Raw genomic sequence first — 17,123 nt, forward strand, 5'->3', positions numbered from 1 at the left:
GGGATATTTAATAATCTTTAGGTTTTAACATAAAATTTCTATCCTTCATTTACAGAACGACTAAAAAACTCAAAAGGATGACTCGCTCTCTCTATTATTTTCATTTTTAACATTTCAATAGCACTTGGGGACGGGGTAAAAGTGCTATATCGACTGTTTTCAAAAAACAACATAGAAGCAATATTTATCTTATTTAGCTTAGACGGAGCGATGGCAAACAAATTCAAAGTATCTCTATTGGTAAACCTTCGAGATATGTTTTATACCTTGGCGCAAAACGAGAAACGATACGGAATATTCCCCGACCGCAATATTCGCATAAACAATATTTGTGATATATCTATGTACGAAGACCATGAATTCAAAGAAGGTTCGGAAACCGACGTCGCTCAAATGATGAGATTGATTGACGAACGCATCGCATGGATGGATGCCAACGGTATAGATCAGTGGAACAACAGCCATTACCGCGAGCATTACCCGGAGGAATATTACGTCGACGCCGTACAGGCAGGACGATTGTATGTTCTGTACCAAAAGATGAGCGGCAAGGTAGTGGCAGGAGCGGTATTGTTGGAAAAGGACGGACGTTGGGACGTCATCACCTCTTCCGCCTATTACGTACATAATCTTGTAGCAGCAATCGATGCGAAAGGAGCCGGAAAGAGAATGCTTGAGGAGATTGAAAACCTATGTCGGTTAAATGGCAAGAAGTTCCTGCGACTTGATTGCAGTGCGGGAAACAAAGCATTGAACAGGTGGTACGAAAGTCTCGGGTTCCGACACGTGGGAGCGGTTATCGACGGCGAATATACCGGTAACCTGATGGAAAAAAAATTGACATAACCGTTTTCAGAAGGAACGACCTTAAAGCCCCGGATTCGCAACTGTCACTTTTGCCCCCAAAGCAAAACAACTTTTTAAATGAGCTTACGAATTTCCTCACTTGAACCTCACGGCAATATTGCAATAAGCTTTTAACAAACATTCGACTACAATGAGAAACACGACTAATACCGACTCTTCTCTAATCGCGATAAAAAAGACAATGCAACACACTGAATTACAACAATATATTAAATACAGATATACATTAGCGGAGAATTTAGTATCTTTACCAACCAACATTATAGCTTTAGAAATAGTTTATGATAAAGGATTTAAGTAAAGAGTACAGAAGGCTGATATTCTCTCAACAACCTAACGGACAGTCTCTTAATTACGATTTATTACGACGGCATATCGAGATATTCTCACAATCGAACGAATTGCAGAGCTCCGCCGTCACGATCTATGACAATTACCGTTTCGAACATGCATACGTGTCGGAATACCACAGGCGACTGTTCGGAAATGGAGAGATGAAAGTTCATCCTGATGACTTGGCCGATGTATTGAAAAATGCGATAGCTGCCCTTAAACATGTGTTTCAAGGAAATAAAAACTTCGCACACATGAAAACAATACGGGAATACAGAGCTAAAATAGGAGACAAGTTCCGACGTGTAACCGAATCATTACAGGTTTTGGAAACCGACCAAATAGGAAATATCTGGTTGACCTTGTGTATTTTGGAGATTTCACCCAATCAGATGCCGCCATTTACGGTCAACTCCCAAATCATCAATACCGCTACGGGAGAGGTATTTTCTCCGTTGACCAAATATTATAAAAACGAATCGATATTGACGAAACGCGAATTGGAGATATTGAATCTTATCGCTCAAGGCAAATTGAGTAAGGAAATATCGGATCAGCTACACATAAGCGTCCATACCGTCAATACCTATCGTCAACATATACTTGAAAAGCTGCATGTGGACAATTCACACGAAGCTGTGCGATACGGGTTATCTCTCGGGCTGATCGAATACTGATAAATCAGTATTTTTTCACTCTTGGCAACAGCTTAATTTTGCCTCAAAAAGCTGCTATGTACAAGAGATTTATTATTTTGATTTTGGGAATTTTACTCTTAAAGGTTGCAAATGCACAGCATTTTCAGACTCTCCGCGGAACAGTAAAGGAACAAGGCGGAAGCCGACCGATTGCCTATGTTACGGTTGTACTCTCTGGAAACGGCTACACAACAGGTTGCACGACCGATTCATTGGGAAATTTCATACTGACTCATGTCCCGGCGGGACGCTACGATCTCAAATTCAGTTTTATCGGTTATGAATCTGTGATCGTTAAAGAGCTTCTTGTCGGAAACGGTAAAGAGACGTTTGTTGAGGTGGAGATGTGCGAAAATTCGATGACTCTCGGGGAGGTTATCGTACGTCCCCGCATCAACAAGCAAGAACCGATCAACAATATGGCACTCGGCGGCCGCATGCTCAGTGTCGAGGAAGCGGGGCGTTATGCCGGGGCGTTGGACGACCCCGCCCGGCTGGTCTCCTCTTTTGCCGGAGTAACGCAAAACGTGGGCAACAACGGTATCGTGGTACGAGGAAATGCCCCCAAATTTTTACAATGGCGTATGGAAGGCGTGGAAATTCCCAATCCCAACCACTTCGCCGATGTTACGAGTTTCGGTGGCGGTGGATTTACTGCATTGAGCAAACAAGTGCTCGGCAACTCCGATTTCTTTACAGGAGCTTTCCCAGCGGAGTATAGTAATGCACTTTCGGGAGTTTTCGACATGCATATGCGCCGTGGTAACAGTGCAAATCACGAATATACCGTCCAAATCGGTTCTCTCGGTGTTGAAGCCGCTTCCGAAGGTCCCTTCAAAAAGGGCTACGGAGGTTCCTATCTTTTCAATTATCGCTACTCGACCCTTTCGCTTCTTTCTTTCCTTCTCCCCGAAGATGCCGATGGAACGAATTATCAGGACCTGTCGTTCAACATCTTCCTTCCTGCAGAGAAAGCCGGAATATTTTCAATATGGGGTGTCGGATTGATCGACCGTTCGGGTACGACTCCCGAACCGGACCGCATCAAGTGGCAATACGAACAGGATATGCAGAATCAGAAAGTGAAACAGTATATGGGTGCGGCAGGTATCAAACACAAGATCTGCGTGGGAGAAGGTGTTTCACTTCAGTCTACATTCGCCACGACTGTTAACAGCATCGATATGCACACCGAACTACTCGGGAACGACGACCGGTTGCTACCCAAGAACATCGTCCACAATACCTACCTCAATTTCGTCGCATCAACTGACTTTCAGAAACGCTTCAGCCGGGTACATACGAACCGCACGGGCATCCGGTGGACGGGGCTCCAATACGATCTCATGTTTGCTGATGCCACGGAAAATTTGGGAAATTTAATTAGCATTGCCGATGAATCGGGTTTCAGTTCGCTCGTAAACATCTATTCAGAGTCCATGCTTGACCTCGGCAACAGAGTGAAGATGAATATCGGCATCGCAGGACAATGGTTCACGCTCAACGACCGTTTTACCGTCGAGCCTCGACTGAGCGTGAAGTGGAAATTCGCTCCCCGGCAATCGTTTTCGTTTGCCTACGGCATGCACAGTCGTCTGGAGATGTTGAATTACTATTTCACCAAAGACAATCGCAACAAGATGATTAACAAAGATCTCGATTTTACCAAGGCGCACCACCTTTCACTCGGGTACGACCTTTCGCTCGGCGAAAATCTCTATCTGCGGATAGAATCCTATTTCCAATGGCTTTACGACGTACCTGTCGTACCCGGAAGCACTTTTGCGATGCTCAACTTGCAGGGTAACGAAGACTGGTTCATTGTGGATCGGCTGGTCAATACAGGTAGTGCCATGAACTACGGTATCGACATCACGTTCGAAAAGTATATGTCGCGCAAATTCTATTACATGGCGACAGCTTCGCTCTACAATTCGAAATACCGCACTTCCGACGACGCTACATGGTTTAACTCACGCTATAACCGCCATTTTACAGTCAATCTCCTCGCCGGCAAAGAGTGGATACTGGGCCGAAATAAGCAGAACATATTGGGGTTGAACGGTAAATTGACCGTTCAGGGAGGCGATCGTTATTCGCCCATCGCTATTGAGAGCTCCTTGTTACAACAAGACGCCATATATGACGAAAGCAAACCCTATGCATGTCGGTTCTCCCCCATGGTATTGGCGCATCTGACCGTTAGCTATCAGATCAACCGCCGGAAAGTGTCGCACGAGTTTGCGGCAAAACTGATAAATATTACGGGATTCAAAGATTATTACGGCCATCGCTATAACTTTCGGAACAACAAGGTCGAAGCCGAACGCGAAGCCAATATCGTACCGAACGTCAGTTATAAGATCAGTTTTTAAACCGATTGCGCGTTTATCAAACAAGCCGTCTGTTTCAAAATACCGTCTTTATCAAATAAAGAATTCCATAGGGCAAACGACTTATAAAACCCAATTATATTGTCATTCAACAGATAAGAGTATTAAAAACTACGAACGAGAAAAAGCTTTTGAAATAGAGAACATTCTGAAATTATCGGTGGAAAAAAGGAAATAGCACTTTTACCCCGTCCCCAAGTGCTATAGTTTGTTTTTTACGGGATGGCGAAAACGGAGCCTGTCGTCGCCGAGGTATCAATTCGCCCGTCTGTATTCGTTAGGCGTTACGCCTGCATATCTTTTAAAAAAACGTACGAAATGCTGCGGATATTGGAAACCCAACGCATAAGCGACTTGGGTGATCGATTTGCTATAATCAAACAAGATTTCCTTCGCTACGTCCAGCATTTTCAATTGTATATATTCTTTTGCCGTTTTCCCTGTTTCCTTTTTGATCAAATCACCGAAATAATTGGGCGAGAGACAAATCTTGTCCGCAAAATATTGAACGGACGGCACACCTTTTTCCGAAGCAATCCCCGTACTCAAATAGTCATCAAGAAGTCTCTCGAAACGAGCCAACACGTCGAGGTTCATATCCTGCCTCGTGATAAATTGCCGTTCATAGAATCGTAGACAATAATCCAGCAATAATTCTATATTCGTGCAAATCAGTCCTCTAGTATGTTTATCTATGGCATGTTGCAATTCCGTTTTTATTATAGACATACAGTTGAGAACGATCGTTCGCTCCTCTTTCGAGAGGTGTAGTGCCTCATTAGACTCGTAAGCAAAAAACGAATATTTTTTAATTTTCTGCCCCAATGAAGTACCGCGAATGAAATCAGGATGGAACAGCAAGCCTTTGGCTTTGGTCGGGATTCCCTCGATCGTGGAATAGCCGACGGTTTGTCCCGGAGCAATGCTGACTATTGTCCAATCGTCGAAATCATATTTGGTCTTTCCGTAGTTTATCGTACAGGCTACCGTCTCTTTCAAAAAGATCGAATAGAAACCGACCGTCATGCGATACGGTTTCTGACTCTCCACCGTATCGAAATCGACGAAGTTGACTTGCGGATGCCGAGTCTCGAAATCGAAGAGGTTATTGTATTGTTCGATCGTATCTACTTTCAATATAGGGGATTCATTCATATCCATAGCGACGACTTTTATTCAGAACAAAGATAGTGTTTTTCTCGTATCCGAACCGGGATCACATCCGAAAACGGTAATCGGGGTAATTCTTTCCGTATATTCCGTGATTCAGGTAATATCATTGAACATCAAACAATAGTAAAAATTGCAAAATCCGTAAATAAGGTAAATCGAACCTTGTTTTTGGTATGATACGATATATAGCAACTCCGTATTTTTGTATTAAAACAATAAGATATGAAGAGCAATATGAAACGAATTTTATTTTTAACGGTATTGACAATTACAGCCTTATGCGTCCCATGTCACGGAAAAGACAGAGAACGGACACCAAAATCGATAAAGAGAGTCGAAGCAAACGAAAATCATTTTAAAGCCGATACGAATATGAAGGAGAATTTGAATTTATCTCAAAAGTGGGACAAAGTATTCCCGCAAAGCGACAAAGTAAATCACAGCAAAGTAACTTTCCGTAACCGCTACGGCATCACGCTCGCGGCCGATCTGTATATACCGAAAAAAGTAGAGGGGAAATTACCGGCCATAGCCGTTTGCGGGCCGTTCGGAGCCGTAAAAGAACAATCATCCGGCCTCTACGCTCAAACTATGGCCGAACGCGGTTTTTTAACCATAGCCTTCGACCCATCGTTCACAGGCGAGAGCGGCGGCGAACCCCGTTACGTGGCGTCGCCGGACATCAACACGGAAGACTTTTGCGCGGCAGTCGATTTCCTCTCGACACGCGACGACGTCGATCCAAAACGAATCGGCATTATCGGTATTTGCGGCTGGGGAGGGATGGCGATCAACGCAGCCGCTATCGACACTCGCATCAAAGCAACGGTAGCTTCGACGATGTACGATATGAGCCGTGTAAACGCTAACGGTTATTTCGATGCAACGGATGCCGATGCTCGCCACGAACTACGTAAGCAACTTAACGCACAACGGACCGCAGATTACCGGAACGGCACTTATGCACTTGCCGGAGGCGTGATCGATCCGTTGCCTGAAGATGCTCCGCAATTCGTGAAAGACTATCATGCTTATTACAAGACCGAACGCGGTTATCATCCCCGCTCGTTAAACTCCAACCGCGGCTGGAACAAAACATCGGCCCTGTCATTTATCAACATGCCTATCCTTTCTTACAGCGATGAAATCCGTAGTGCCGTACTCTTGATACACGGAGAAAAAGCCCATTCTCGTTATTTCAGCGAGGACGCTTTCAAAAAGCTGAGAGGCGACAACAAGAAGTTAATGATCATACCCGGTGCAAATCACACGGATTTATACGACCGTACGGATACAATACCTTTCGATCAGTTGGAAACATTTTTCAACAATTACCTGAAATGATATGCGCGTAAAAAAGCGATGATTACCTACGCGTAAATTTTTCCGGCTTCATTTGTCCGACACGATTCGACAGATGAAGCCGGTCATCCATCCGTAACCCACCACCCAAAACAAAAAAAATAATACGACAAGAAAACCGAAGTGCTTAAATCCCTAACAAAATTAGAAGAATATAGAAATAATCCTTTAAGGAGGTTTTTAATGATTCTAACGAACGGTATTTCAATGTTTTAACAGTATTCACCGAAATCCCCAACAATTCCGCAATCTCTTTATTTTGTTTTCCGTCCAAAGAGAGCTTAATGACCCGGGCGCTTTGCGGGGGCAAGGCATCAATGGCTTGGGAAATAATTCGATAAGACTCTTCCTCTATCAATAGATCTCTAAAAAAACTTTCATTGCCGACGACTTCCGAATCCATATAGTCAACCGTATCTTTCCGCGATTTCAAATAGTCAAAACAGCGATTACGTACCAATACATACAAAAAGATTTCCAAGTTAGGGATCGTGTCATACTCTTCCCGTTTCTCCCATAGTTTGATAAAAATCTCCTGAGCAATATCTTTAGCCGCATCCCCATCTCCTATATACCGTTTGGCGACGGTACACATGGACGCATAATATTGCTGAAACAAAGTCTTATAGGCTTTTATATCACCCCGCTTTATCGCATCAAAAGAGACTTTATCCACCATAGTATATAAAAACTACCCTATTTATTTCCAACACGAAAAAAATGATCGCTAATCAAAACTTCAAAAATTCCACAACAAAATCACCCCGTCAAAGATAATATCTTTATCTTGTTATTATCCATCAGCACGTTAAAAAGATTCAATCCCGTCCATCTTTTATAATTTTCACTTCATTACACCAGTATCTGTAATCGCTCCTTTTATGATATGCATATCTTTTAACATCCTTATACTTAAACGACAGAAGGAGATCGTTACGGATCTCCTTCTGTCGTTTATTTCTTTCCATTAATACCCTTATCGGAATTGATGAACCTTTTCGTATGTTTTTCAACTTTATTAAAAATACATTAGGAAAACAAGGTATTATGGAATTTATTCTCCCAAAAAGACAATTACCATAAAACACCCTTGCTTTCAACCACCGCTATGATTTAATCACAGGTAAAAATTAATCCGCATTATTAGCGCTTGTCCTATAATTATACACATTATAGTTCGGATACTTATAATCGATGTCCATTACCCTGCCGAACCCCGATTTCTCGTATATACACTCTCCAGAATACAACTTTTCGTTTTCAATGTTCAAGGTGGCGAAGACCCCGTCGTCCAATATTACCCCCAATTCCGATTCCTGCGGATTGGAACTCATTGCCACAACCGAAGCATTCTCATTTTCGAAGGTATAGAAGGGGTAACTCTCTCCCGTGGTCAGATCATACCAGTATACCACGTTCTTTTCCGCAAAGAACATGTATCCCCGAGTCTTTAACGTATAATATTTCGTATTCTCCGAAATATATTTTTTACCCGAGAAATCCCGTAAGGTAACATCGATGATGGAGACCGACGAAGCATTATAATAAGAAGGAGTAGATTTCGCCGTAAATGTTTGCGCTTTTACGATATCTCCTTTTCTAAAGATAGCCACAAAACGAGGTTGCCCGTAGGCAGAACCTCCCGTATGCGTACCGCAGAATACCAATTCCCATCCCTGCAAATCAGTCAGGTCGATATATTCGGAAGCAGAAGTCTGCATCACGGAGGGGATCACCACGTCCACACTTGCGCTATAAGCAACCCCCGCCCACAAGAAACGACCGTTCTCCGCATCATACAAACCACAAACATAATCATACATGGGGCGGGTAGGAATCACGCGGTCAATATGCAAATCCTTTCCTTTATATTTAGAGGGAATATTTGTAAAATCACGAGTATAAAGCGGTTGAAACATTCCTTGCACATTCAAAAAATTACGCACGTACATTTTACCCGTCTTATCTAACACGATATCTACGTTAGTCCCGTTAAAAAAATCCTTTACCTCCAAATGATCCGGTACTCCTCCCGCAAATTCATCACTCAACAATACCTCCTTTTTATAAGAATTTCCGTTCAGATAGAGAGGAGTATTCTTTTGCAATACCATAATAGCTCCGTCGTCCCAAGTCAACATCTGCCTTAACCCGACAGGCGAAGAGCCCAAAGGTTGTTCCGGAAAAATCGTTCCGTATAAATCGACTATCGGGGTATATATTCTCTTTTTCCCCTCTCCCGTCTCTCCGTAGCCCGGCCGGACAAAAGAAAGCGTCGTCCGGTCGTTATCCAGTCCCAAGATCATCCATCCCTTCCCGTAAGAACTTTGTACGTTCAGGGCTAAAATATCCGAAGTCGTTACGACTCCCGTTCTCTGTTCCTTTGCGCATAGCCTAACCCAAACCTCCCCGGTCTCCTGCGGGTTAAAATTCAAAACCTTGGTCTTACAAATCGTGTCATAAGAACCTCCGGAAGCACTACTTCCGGTATATTCCCACCAATACTCAAAACCGGCAGCATCCGACGTATCGGCAAAAGTTATATCCGGATTATAATAATAAATTTCTCCCAGATAAGCCACTTTCGAAACAGGATTAAGGGTTATCGTAACCCCGTTCGAACGAATATAATCGTAATTTCCTTTGTCATCATAACAAGCCTGGATGATAAACAAACAGGCAAGCATGCATACTATAATCTTTGCATTCATAATTTTTTTTATTAAAGTTATCATCCTTTTACCGGGACAGAAATATCCGTTCGTCCCTCGTCCTGTAACCAATATTTAAACATCAACGAATAATACCGTAGCATCCCCTCATCCGCTCCCATCAAATCATATTGCTTCGTAGCTTGAATAAACAATTCATATTTTTCGTCGGAATAAGTACCTAAATAATACCAGGACACTTTATCGTCCCACCATTTCGGTTGCGATAACTTATCATTCACCAATAACACGGCAACCAACTTATTCTCTTCCCCCTGCTTAAAAGAAGCATTCTCCTCAATTCGCAATACGATCCTTAAATTACTTTTTTTCATCTCCTCCCGACGCATTAATTTCACCAAGCAGGTATCCCGGTAAGCTCCGACCTTAAACGTTAATTTCTCCGGGAGTACGAAGTGTTTTCCTTCCTCGGCTGTTGTTTCCTTTTTATCCACCACAACACGATAAGAAGTCTCCGTTTTACAGGCTGATCCCGACATTTCCAAAACTACCGGAAATTCGTAATCGTTCAATCCCGGAAAAAAAGAGAAAGAAAAAGTATTCGTGTCTTTCGATGTCTTTATGAACTGAATGTAATTATCTCCATCATATATCATCATCTCGTTCTTTTGGCAGCTCAAGCAAAAGAGCAAGCCGATTCCCCATATATATAATAGTTTTTTCATCATCATTAAATTAAAGATTCATATATGCAGTTTCACTATACGGCGCAGGCAATACCCATTTACCCGTCATATCTATTCCGTAAGAACCGTTATACACAGGTTCATTCAAACGTTTATATAAAAAGAATGTCTGTCCTTCCGTCATAAATTCCTTTACGATCTCCTTATGCAGAATGATCAAAAAATCGTCTTTTGTCATCCCGGGAGCTAATGGATTAATCGCTCCCCGAGCCGTCCTCACCGTTTGCAACAAACGAGTGGCTTCATCCACTTTTCCCTCTTCCGCCAAACACTCGCACATAATATAATACACCTCGCTCATCCGAATCACCGGGGCAATCGGACCCTGATAAGCCGCAACATCCTGTGCCTCCGAATAGGTCAAATCAGCCGGTTTCGACCAACGATTGGAAAGATAGGTCCAAACTTCTTCCCAGTCATCCCAACTGCTGTTAATTAATTTGGTTTTACGGAAATCATTGGCATCGGAGCTGTACAAATTATCGATCTTATTTAAATAGAAATTAATCTCCTTCGATTGGGAGTTCAACTCATCCTTATAAATATCATACATTTTTTCATTATAAGCAGCCATCAGAATATCGTCATACATTTTTTGCGGCCACCCGTTTTTATCCCATAATTCGAAAGCCGAAGCAGGAGTGAAGCCGAAATAGCTTTTCCCGGTCGAATAGCGATAAACTTCTTCGGCATAGCGATAAGCATTCGTCTTGTCTCCTTTGTACAAATACGCTCTTGCCAACAGAGCCGTAGCCGCAAAATAATTCATACGGCCTCCCCGATTCGAGAAAAAGAATCCTCCTTTTACAGAAGTCGAGACACCGTGAAAACGAACTTTTACGCCATTAACGGCATTTACATTATATAACGTATCGTTATAGGCCAACATATCCCGGGCTCTTTTCAAATCTGAAATAATACTATCCATCACGGCCGTTACCGAAAGATGTCTCGGCTGATGTTCCGGATAAACGGTCACATAAGGTATATACAACTTACCATCGTCCGCCGCAGGCGAGGGTGCATAGAGACGTAACAAATCAAAATGCAGCAAAGCGCGCATCCCGATAGCTTCTCCCATGATCACATCCTTTTCAACCTTCCCCTCCGGGAAAAAATCATCACCCCTACTCCTCCCTTGTATCAACAAATTATTACAATTGGAAATCAACCTGTATCCTTGTTCCCATATCTCCTCCACGTACTTTTTACCGCTTACGGACTCGTAATCATTGAGAAAATCCCGGTACGAATAAGGCAAGGTGTTTTTTTCATAATTATTCCCTAATACACTGACAACCCCCCAAGTCAAATTACGAGCGTACAACTCTTTTGTCCCCAACAAACGATAAATACCGTTCAGGCTGGAACGAAACCCCTCGTAACTCTCGAATAGTTCCTCCTGAACCACTTTCGTGTCGGCATTTACGTCTAACCAATCGTTACAAGAAGAGAGCCCGCCCGCAACGATGAAAAACACTGTGATATATCGATATATTTTCATAACCTTATGCATTAAAAACTTACATTCAACGTAAAATTAAAAGTACGGGCAAAAGGGTAACTCAATCCTCTTTCCTGTTTCACCGTCGAGAAAACAGCTACATCTTTCATATTAAAAGACAGACGTAACATACTTATTCCCAAACGCCGAAGCGACTCCTTATCAAAATCATAGCCCAATGTCAAAGAGTTAAAATTCAAGGTATTGTTTTTCTCCACGAAACGAGAAGTCGAGCGGGTAACGTTATAACGGTCTTTTATCGATTTCAGCGAAGTCATATCACCCTCCTTTTGCCAACGAGCGGAAGATACGCGCTTATCCACATTACGGGCCCATAAATTCACACACTCTACCTGATCGACCAAAGTCTGATTATAAGTATCTCCGCCCAATTCAAATAAAAACGTCGTGTACAAGGTAAAATTACGGTACCGCAAATTCAATCCGAACGAACCTTGTACTTCTGGTTCCGTATCCCCGATAATCACCTGTTCCGAAGATTTCCACGTATAAGAAACTTTACCGTCCCGGTAAAGAAATAACTCATTTCCGTTAGCTGGAGAAATTCCCAAGGATTTCATCCCGAAAATAGAAGTCAGCGAACCTCCTTCCTGGTATTTCATAACAGGTTTCGAGTACTGATCGTCTCCAGAATCGTAGTCGTTATAATACGAGTCTACCCGGTCATTGTATTCCCGAAGAGCATCGGAAATCTTCATTATTTTATTTTTATTATGGGCCAATCGTACGAAAGTACTCACATCCCAATTCTTATTCTGGAAAGCATTAACATTCAAATTAATCTCGTATCCGCGATTTCGCACCTCTCCCAAATTATCCTTGTACACCGTTGCCCCGGAGGAAGAAGGTACCGATACATCCGTGATCAAATCTACCGTTCGCTTATTATACCAGGACAACTCCAAGTTAACGCGTTTTGCCACGTTTATATCAAGCCCCAGGTTCAACGTCTTCGTTTTTTCCCAGGTCAGATCGTCATTACCCATATAATACAAAACCGTCCCTATTCCCGTCATATGCCAGCTGTCTGACAAAATCTCATAGGTGTGACGAGCCGCAAAAGGAGGAAAATTAACTTTACCGGTCTGTCCGTAATTTGCCTTTACCCGTAATAACGTTATCAACGGGAACGCTTTCATAAAAGCGTAATTATGGACATTGATACCTGCTCCCCCGGACCAGAACGTGGCAAAACGATTGTTCGCCCCGAACTCCGACGATCCGTCCAAACGTAAAGAGACATCCAATAAATAAATATCATTGAAGGTATAGTTACCCTGTAAAAACGCTCCTACAAGCCGGGTGTGGTTACTCTGGAGGGTCTCCTTGTCTATCCGGTTTGCAAACTTCCGGTCGCTCATCCCGGAGAGGGGAAAACCGATATATCGGATTTGGTTATAATTCGTTTTATCTTCCTTCACGTTTGCACCCAAGGTCAAATTAATATTATGGTATTTCCCTATCACTCCGTTATACATCAATAAAAGATTAGTATTCCAGCCGAACGTTTTCTTCTGCGCATAGTTAAGCCCTCCTTTATCCAGTTCGGAAACCGTTCCCCCGGAAAGATCTATATCGTTATAAATCGGATGATTCGGATCGGTAAACACGTTAGATGTCTCCTCTTTCCAATCAAGAGATAGCTGAGCTTTGAACTGCAAACTTTTTGTAATATACCAGTTTAACTGCAAATTATCGGTAATCTCCTGGTAACTACTCCGGTTATAACTGTTCAGCGTCGCTGCATACAACGGATTGGCCGTACCGCCGCTGGTGCCATAAGTTCGCTTATAACTTTGTATCAACTCTCCATTTTCGTCCGTCGGCTTCCAATAAGGCTGCATTTTTACATAATCATAAAAAGTACCATAAGGTGAATTTTGTGTCCGTACCACATCATAAGAAACCTGATTGCTGATTTGAACGCTCTTGATCCGACTGTCCAATTTCAAATCTGCCCCGACTTTATTCCGGTACGATCCTTTCATGACCCCGTTTTGTCCCTCGTAACGCAGCCCTAACATATATCGAACGGACTCCACTCCTCCGTCCACGAACAGGCTATGCTTATGATTAACTTCCGTCCTCAAGGGTTTTCCCAACCAATAAGTGTCTACTCCCAACAGGACATTATTCAATTTATTTCTGTAATCCGCCACACGGTTAGCGTAATCATTCGTTCCCGGTTCCAAAGGACTATCCGCATCCAATAGTCCGGCAGCCACTTCCGCATCGAGCTTCTCCCGTGCATTCATCAGATTATAATCCGACAAATCTGGAGCCGTTATTCCCAGCGTCCCGTTATAAGCCACCCGCAATTGTCCGGGTTTCGGGGCTACCGTCTCGATAACAATCACTCCGTTCGAAGCTCTCGAACCATACATGGCAGTCGCTGCCGCATCCTTCAAAATATTTATCGTTTCAACACGATTCGGGTCCATGTCATATACTTTCTCTATCGATACCTCGTAGCCATCCATAATAAAAATCGGAAGATTGGGGTTATTCGTTAAGGCATATTCCGATATATCCGACGATTGAATCTTATCCAATTGCTTTACGCCCTCCATACCAGAACGTCCACGAATATAAAATTCGGGCAACGTGTTCGGGTCCGATCCCATCTCGTTATTTTTAATCATTCGCAAGGACGGATCGAATACCTGTAAAGCGTCAATAACATTCCCCGTGGAAACCTTTAACAGCTCTTCCCGTTTCACTTGCGTCGCCGATCCCGTGAAACTCGATTTCCGGATATTGGCATATCCCGTTACCACAACATCTTCCAGAACCATCTTATCCTCTTTCATCACAATGACCAACGCCTTACGTTCTTCCCCCGCCTTCAATTCACCTATCTTCACATGTTGCGTTTTCATGCCGACAAAAGTGAATACCAACGTAACCGTGTCCTTCACCAACAGGATTTCAAACTTTCCATCCTTATCCGTAGCGATACCGACAGAAGACCCCTTTATTACCACAGTCACTCCCGGTAAGGGTAGACCCGTCTCGTCTTTTACCTCTCCACGCACGATATTCTTCCGGGGAGTTTTCTCTTCCGGGACATTAGTACTCGGACGAATTAAAATAACATTATTGTAAAACTCGTATTCAAAATCCACCTGCCGCAATACCGTCGTCAACACCTCACTCAACATTTTTTTCTTCACCTTGACAGAAACCCGACCTGCTTTCCCAACCAATTCGGAATTGTACATAAAACTATAACTCGTCTGCTTTTTCAACTCCGTGAGAAAACGTTCCATAGATACATTTTCCAGATCCAAAGAAATTTTTTCACTTTGGGCACTCACGGTTGCAGATAAGTTCAAACACAGCAAGAAAACAAACACGCAACACAATTTCATAATCATAAGAATCTTTTTGTACTTTTTCCACAGGCAAAAATGCCATAGCAATTGAATTTTTTTCATAACATTGTAAATTATTTATAAGTAATTCGAGGGAAACGGACGACAGACCTGAGAAATTTGAAATCCGTTTCCCCTATTTATTTATACAACACAACCACCTCTTCCGATATTTCGTAACGCACTTCCCGCAAACGCCGCAATAATTCCAAAAAGACCGTAATATCATCATATCGACGTAAATTCCCCGTAAAAGTCAATGACCTCAACCCTTCGTCCCGAAATTCCACCTTTATGTCATACCATCGTTCCAAGACGATCATTATATCCTTCAGCGATTTGTTATTAAACACGAACCATCCGTCCTTCCAGCCGACATACTCCTGTACATCCACGTCCCGAACCCTCATATCGCCGGCTTTAGGCATTACGGCTTGTCGACCGGGAACCAAAATAACTTTTTCATTCTCTACCGAAGTACAGCTCACTTTTCCATTCACCAATGTCACATATCCCTCTGTCCCGGAATAGGCGCTCACACCAAAGGAGGTTCCCAATACATCGATTTCGCCAAAACCCGTATGAACGACGAAAGAACACTTTTCATCCCGCTTCACGTTAAAATAAGCCTCACCCTCCAAATAGACTTCCCGTGTCGATTTACCGAAAACAAGCGGATACTTCAGTCTCGAATCGGCATTCAACCAAACTTCGGTTCCATCATCCAAACGCACAAAACATTCCCCGCCGACAGGTACAATCAATTCATTGGAATCCGCCTCCGAAACAGACTCACCTTTCGACAAATAGCTCAACTCCCCCCTTTCATATTTAATAGAAGTTCCTCCCTTTTCTCTGATCTTGAGCGTATCATCCTGTATTTTCACGATTCTTCCATCAGTCAGTCTCAAAACAGCTTGTTTTTTCCCGGGGAAGATTCTGTTTTCTTTTACGGTCATCCCGGTTTGATAAAGAGTATCATCAGCTTCTTGCCACACCGCAAGGCTAAACACCCCTACCAATAAAACGGCAGCAGACGCAACACCTAACATCCATTTCAACCGACGATATTTACGGGCCCGAGTTTTCAAACAGGCAAAAGCTTTCCTGTAATCATACGATTTCAGTTCTTCTACTCGCTCAAGCAAATATTTTTCATCTTTCATCCGTTCGAATATTCCCCGCATAACATTGTCCTTCATCAATGTTTCGAACTCCTGCTTTTCCTTCTCATTCAATTCATTTTTACACGAACGTCTAAATAAATCTATTATCTTAAATACATTTTTCTCCATCACACCAATTTTCGAATTTCATGATGTATAATACATGAAATTCGAAAGAGTATGACATAAACCTGTTTTTTTAGATTCCTAAAACAAAAAATAAAAGTGAATTTTTGTAACGAGATCTTAAATATTTAAATACCCGACTCTTATGTGTCTTTACCGTGTGAATGGTCACTCCTAATTTCTCGGCGATTTCAGGTCCGGAAAATCCTTGTATTGTTAAATTTATAATTTCACGCCCTTTTTCCGGTAGCTCCTGAATGTAAACATACAATTGCCGGATTAGTTCCTCTTCTATCGTAAGAGCAAACATCTCTTCGTCCGTATTCACGGACTCCCGTATCATTCGTTGCTCAATACCCCAATGCAGATTCTTATTCCGTATATAAATTAAAGCATTATTATAACAAGAACGATAAAGGTACATAGAGAAATCACGCATATTTAAAAATTGTCGGGAAGACGTCCATATCGATACTAATATATCCTGTACGATGTCCTGGGACGCATCCTTATCCTTCACGATTCGATTCACATAAGAACATAATGTCGCGTAATAGTCTGCATACAAACATTCCCATGCTTTCAGGTCCTTAGTATTGATCCCGATCAATAAACCGTTTAATGACGTATTCATGCCAGACGAACTTTATATTCTAACAAATGTAATTTATTTCCCCGATTTTTTAAT

12 protein-coding genes are annotated in these 17,123 nt (G+C 42.5%); 4 read left to right on the forward strand and 8 right to left on the reverse strand.

Annotated features, from left to right (window positions below; all coding sequences use genetic code 11):
- Positions 1 to 210: 210 nt before the first annotated feature.
- The 3 genes from BN3283_RS11020 to BN3283_RS11030 all read left to right on the forward strand — a co-directional run bounded on the left by BN3283_RS11020 (position 211) and on the right by BN3283_RS11030 (position 4,273).
- On the forward strand, positions 211 to 846 hold the full coding sequence (locus BN3283_RS11020) for a GNAT family N-acetyltransferase (RefSeq protein ID WP_082667100.1): 636 nt from the start codon (positions 211 to 213) through the stop codon (positions 844 to 846).
- A 302-nt stretch (positions 847 to 1,148) separates the two neighbouring features.
- The gene (locus BN3283_RS11025) at positions 1,149 to 1,877 is read left to right on the forward strand and encodes a response regulator transcription factor (protein ID WP_059026673.1); all 729 of its coding nucleotides are present in this window, start codon (positions 1,149 to 1,151) and stop codon (positions 1,875 to 1,877) included.
- A gap of 56 nt (positions 1,878 to 1,933) precedes the next feature.
- Positions 1,934 to 4,273 carry a TonB-dependent receptor gene (locus BN3283_RS11030; RefSeq protein WP_059026674.1) on the forward strand — a complete coding sequence of 780 codons (2,340 nt, stop codon included), beginning with the start codon at positions 1,934 to 1,936 and terminating at the stop codon, positions 4,271 to 4,273.
- Between the two features lie 273 nt (positions 4,274 to 4,546).
- Here the strand turns inward: BN3283_RS11030 and BN3283_RS11035 are convergent, their stop codons facing one another.
- Positions 4,547 to 5,446: a helix-turn-helix domain-containing protein gene (locus BN3283_RS11035; RefSeq protein ID WP_059027245.1), complete on the reverse strand. Its 900-nt coding sequence runs from the start codon at positions 5,444 to 5,446 to the stop codon at positions 4,547 to 4,549.
- A 240-nt stretch (positions 5,447 to 5,686) separates the two neighbouring features.
- On the opposite strand from BN3283_RS11035, the gene BN3283_RS11040 reads away from it, so the two are divergent.
- Positions 5,687 to 6,808, forward strand: a complete 1,122-nt coding sequence (locus BN3283_RS11040; protein WP_434059165.1) for an alpha/beta hydrolase — start codon at positions 5,687 to 5,689, stop codon at positions 6,806 to 6,808.
- A 145-nt stretch (positions 6,809 to 6,953) separates the two neighbouring features.
- Here the strand turns inward: BN3283_RS11040 and BN3283_RS11045 are convergent, their stop codons facing one another.
- The 7 genes from BN3283_RS11045 to BN3283_RS11075 form a co-directional block, all read right to left on the reverse strand.
- Entirely contained in the window at positions 6,954 to 7,505 is a 552-nt protein-coding gene (locus BN3283_RS11045) for an RNA polymerase sigma-70 factor (protein WP_041502775.1), read from the reverse strand.
- Positions 7,506 to 7,956: 451 nt separating this feature from the next.
- Positions 7,957 to 9,537, reverse strand: coding sequence for a PKD-like family lipoprotein (locus tag BN3283_RS11050; protein ID WP_286137650.1), 1,581 nt, complete (start codon positions 9,535 to 9,537; stop codon positions 7,957 to 7,959).
- Between the two features lie 20 nt (positions 9,538 to 9,557).
- Positions 9,558 to 10,223, reverse strand: a complete 666-nt coding sequence (locus BN3283_RS11055; protein ID WP_286137651.1) for a DUF4843 domain-containing protein — start codon at positions 10,221 to 10,223, stop codon at positions 9,558 to 9,560.
- Positions 10,224 to 10,233: 10 nt separating this feature from the next.
- Positions 10,234 to 11,748 (reverse strand): RagB/SusD family nutrient uptake outer membrane protein, encoded by a 1,515-nt coding sequence (locus BN3283_RS11060; RefSeq protein ID WP_286137652.1) that lies wholly within the window; start codon positions 11,746 to 11,748, stop codon positions 10,234 to 10,236.
- An 11-nt stretch (positions 11,749 to 11,759) separates the two neighbouring features.
- Entirely contained in the window at positions 11,760 to 15,206 is a 3,447-nt protein-coding gene (locus BN3283_RS11065) for a SusC/RagA family TonB-linked outer membrane protein (RefSeq protein WP_286137653.1), read from the reverse strand.
- A gap of 77 nt (positions 15,207 to 15,283) precedes the next feature.
- The gene (locus BN3283_RS11070; RefSeq protein ID WP_059026678.1) at positions 15,284 to 16,438 is read right to left on the reverse strand and encodes a FecR family protein; all 1,155 of its coding nucleotides are present in this window, start codon (positions 16,436 to 16,438) and stop codon (positions 15,284 to 15,286) included.
- Positions 16,439 to 16,508: 70 nt separating this feature from the next.
- Positions 16,509 to 17,069 carry an RNA polymerase sigma factor gene (locus BN3283_RS11075; protein ID WP_059026679.1) on the reverse strand — a complete coding sequence of 187 codons (561 nt, stop codon included), beginning with the start codon at positions 17,067 to 17,069 and terminating at the stop codon, positions 16,509 to 16,511.
- Between the last annotated feature and the right edge of the window lie 54 nt (positions 17,070 to 17,123).

Source organism: Gabonibacter massiliensis (assembly GCA_001487125.1).
Classification (GTDB): Bacteria; Bacteroidota; Bacteroidia; order Bacteroidales; family Marinifilaceae; genus Gabonibacter; species Gabonibacter massiliensis.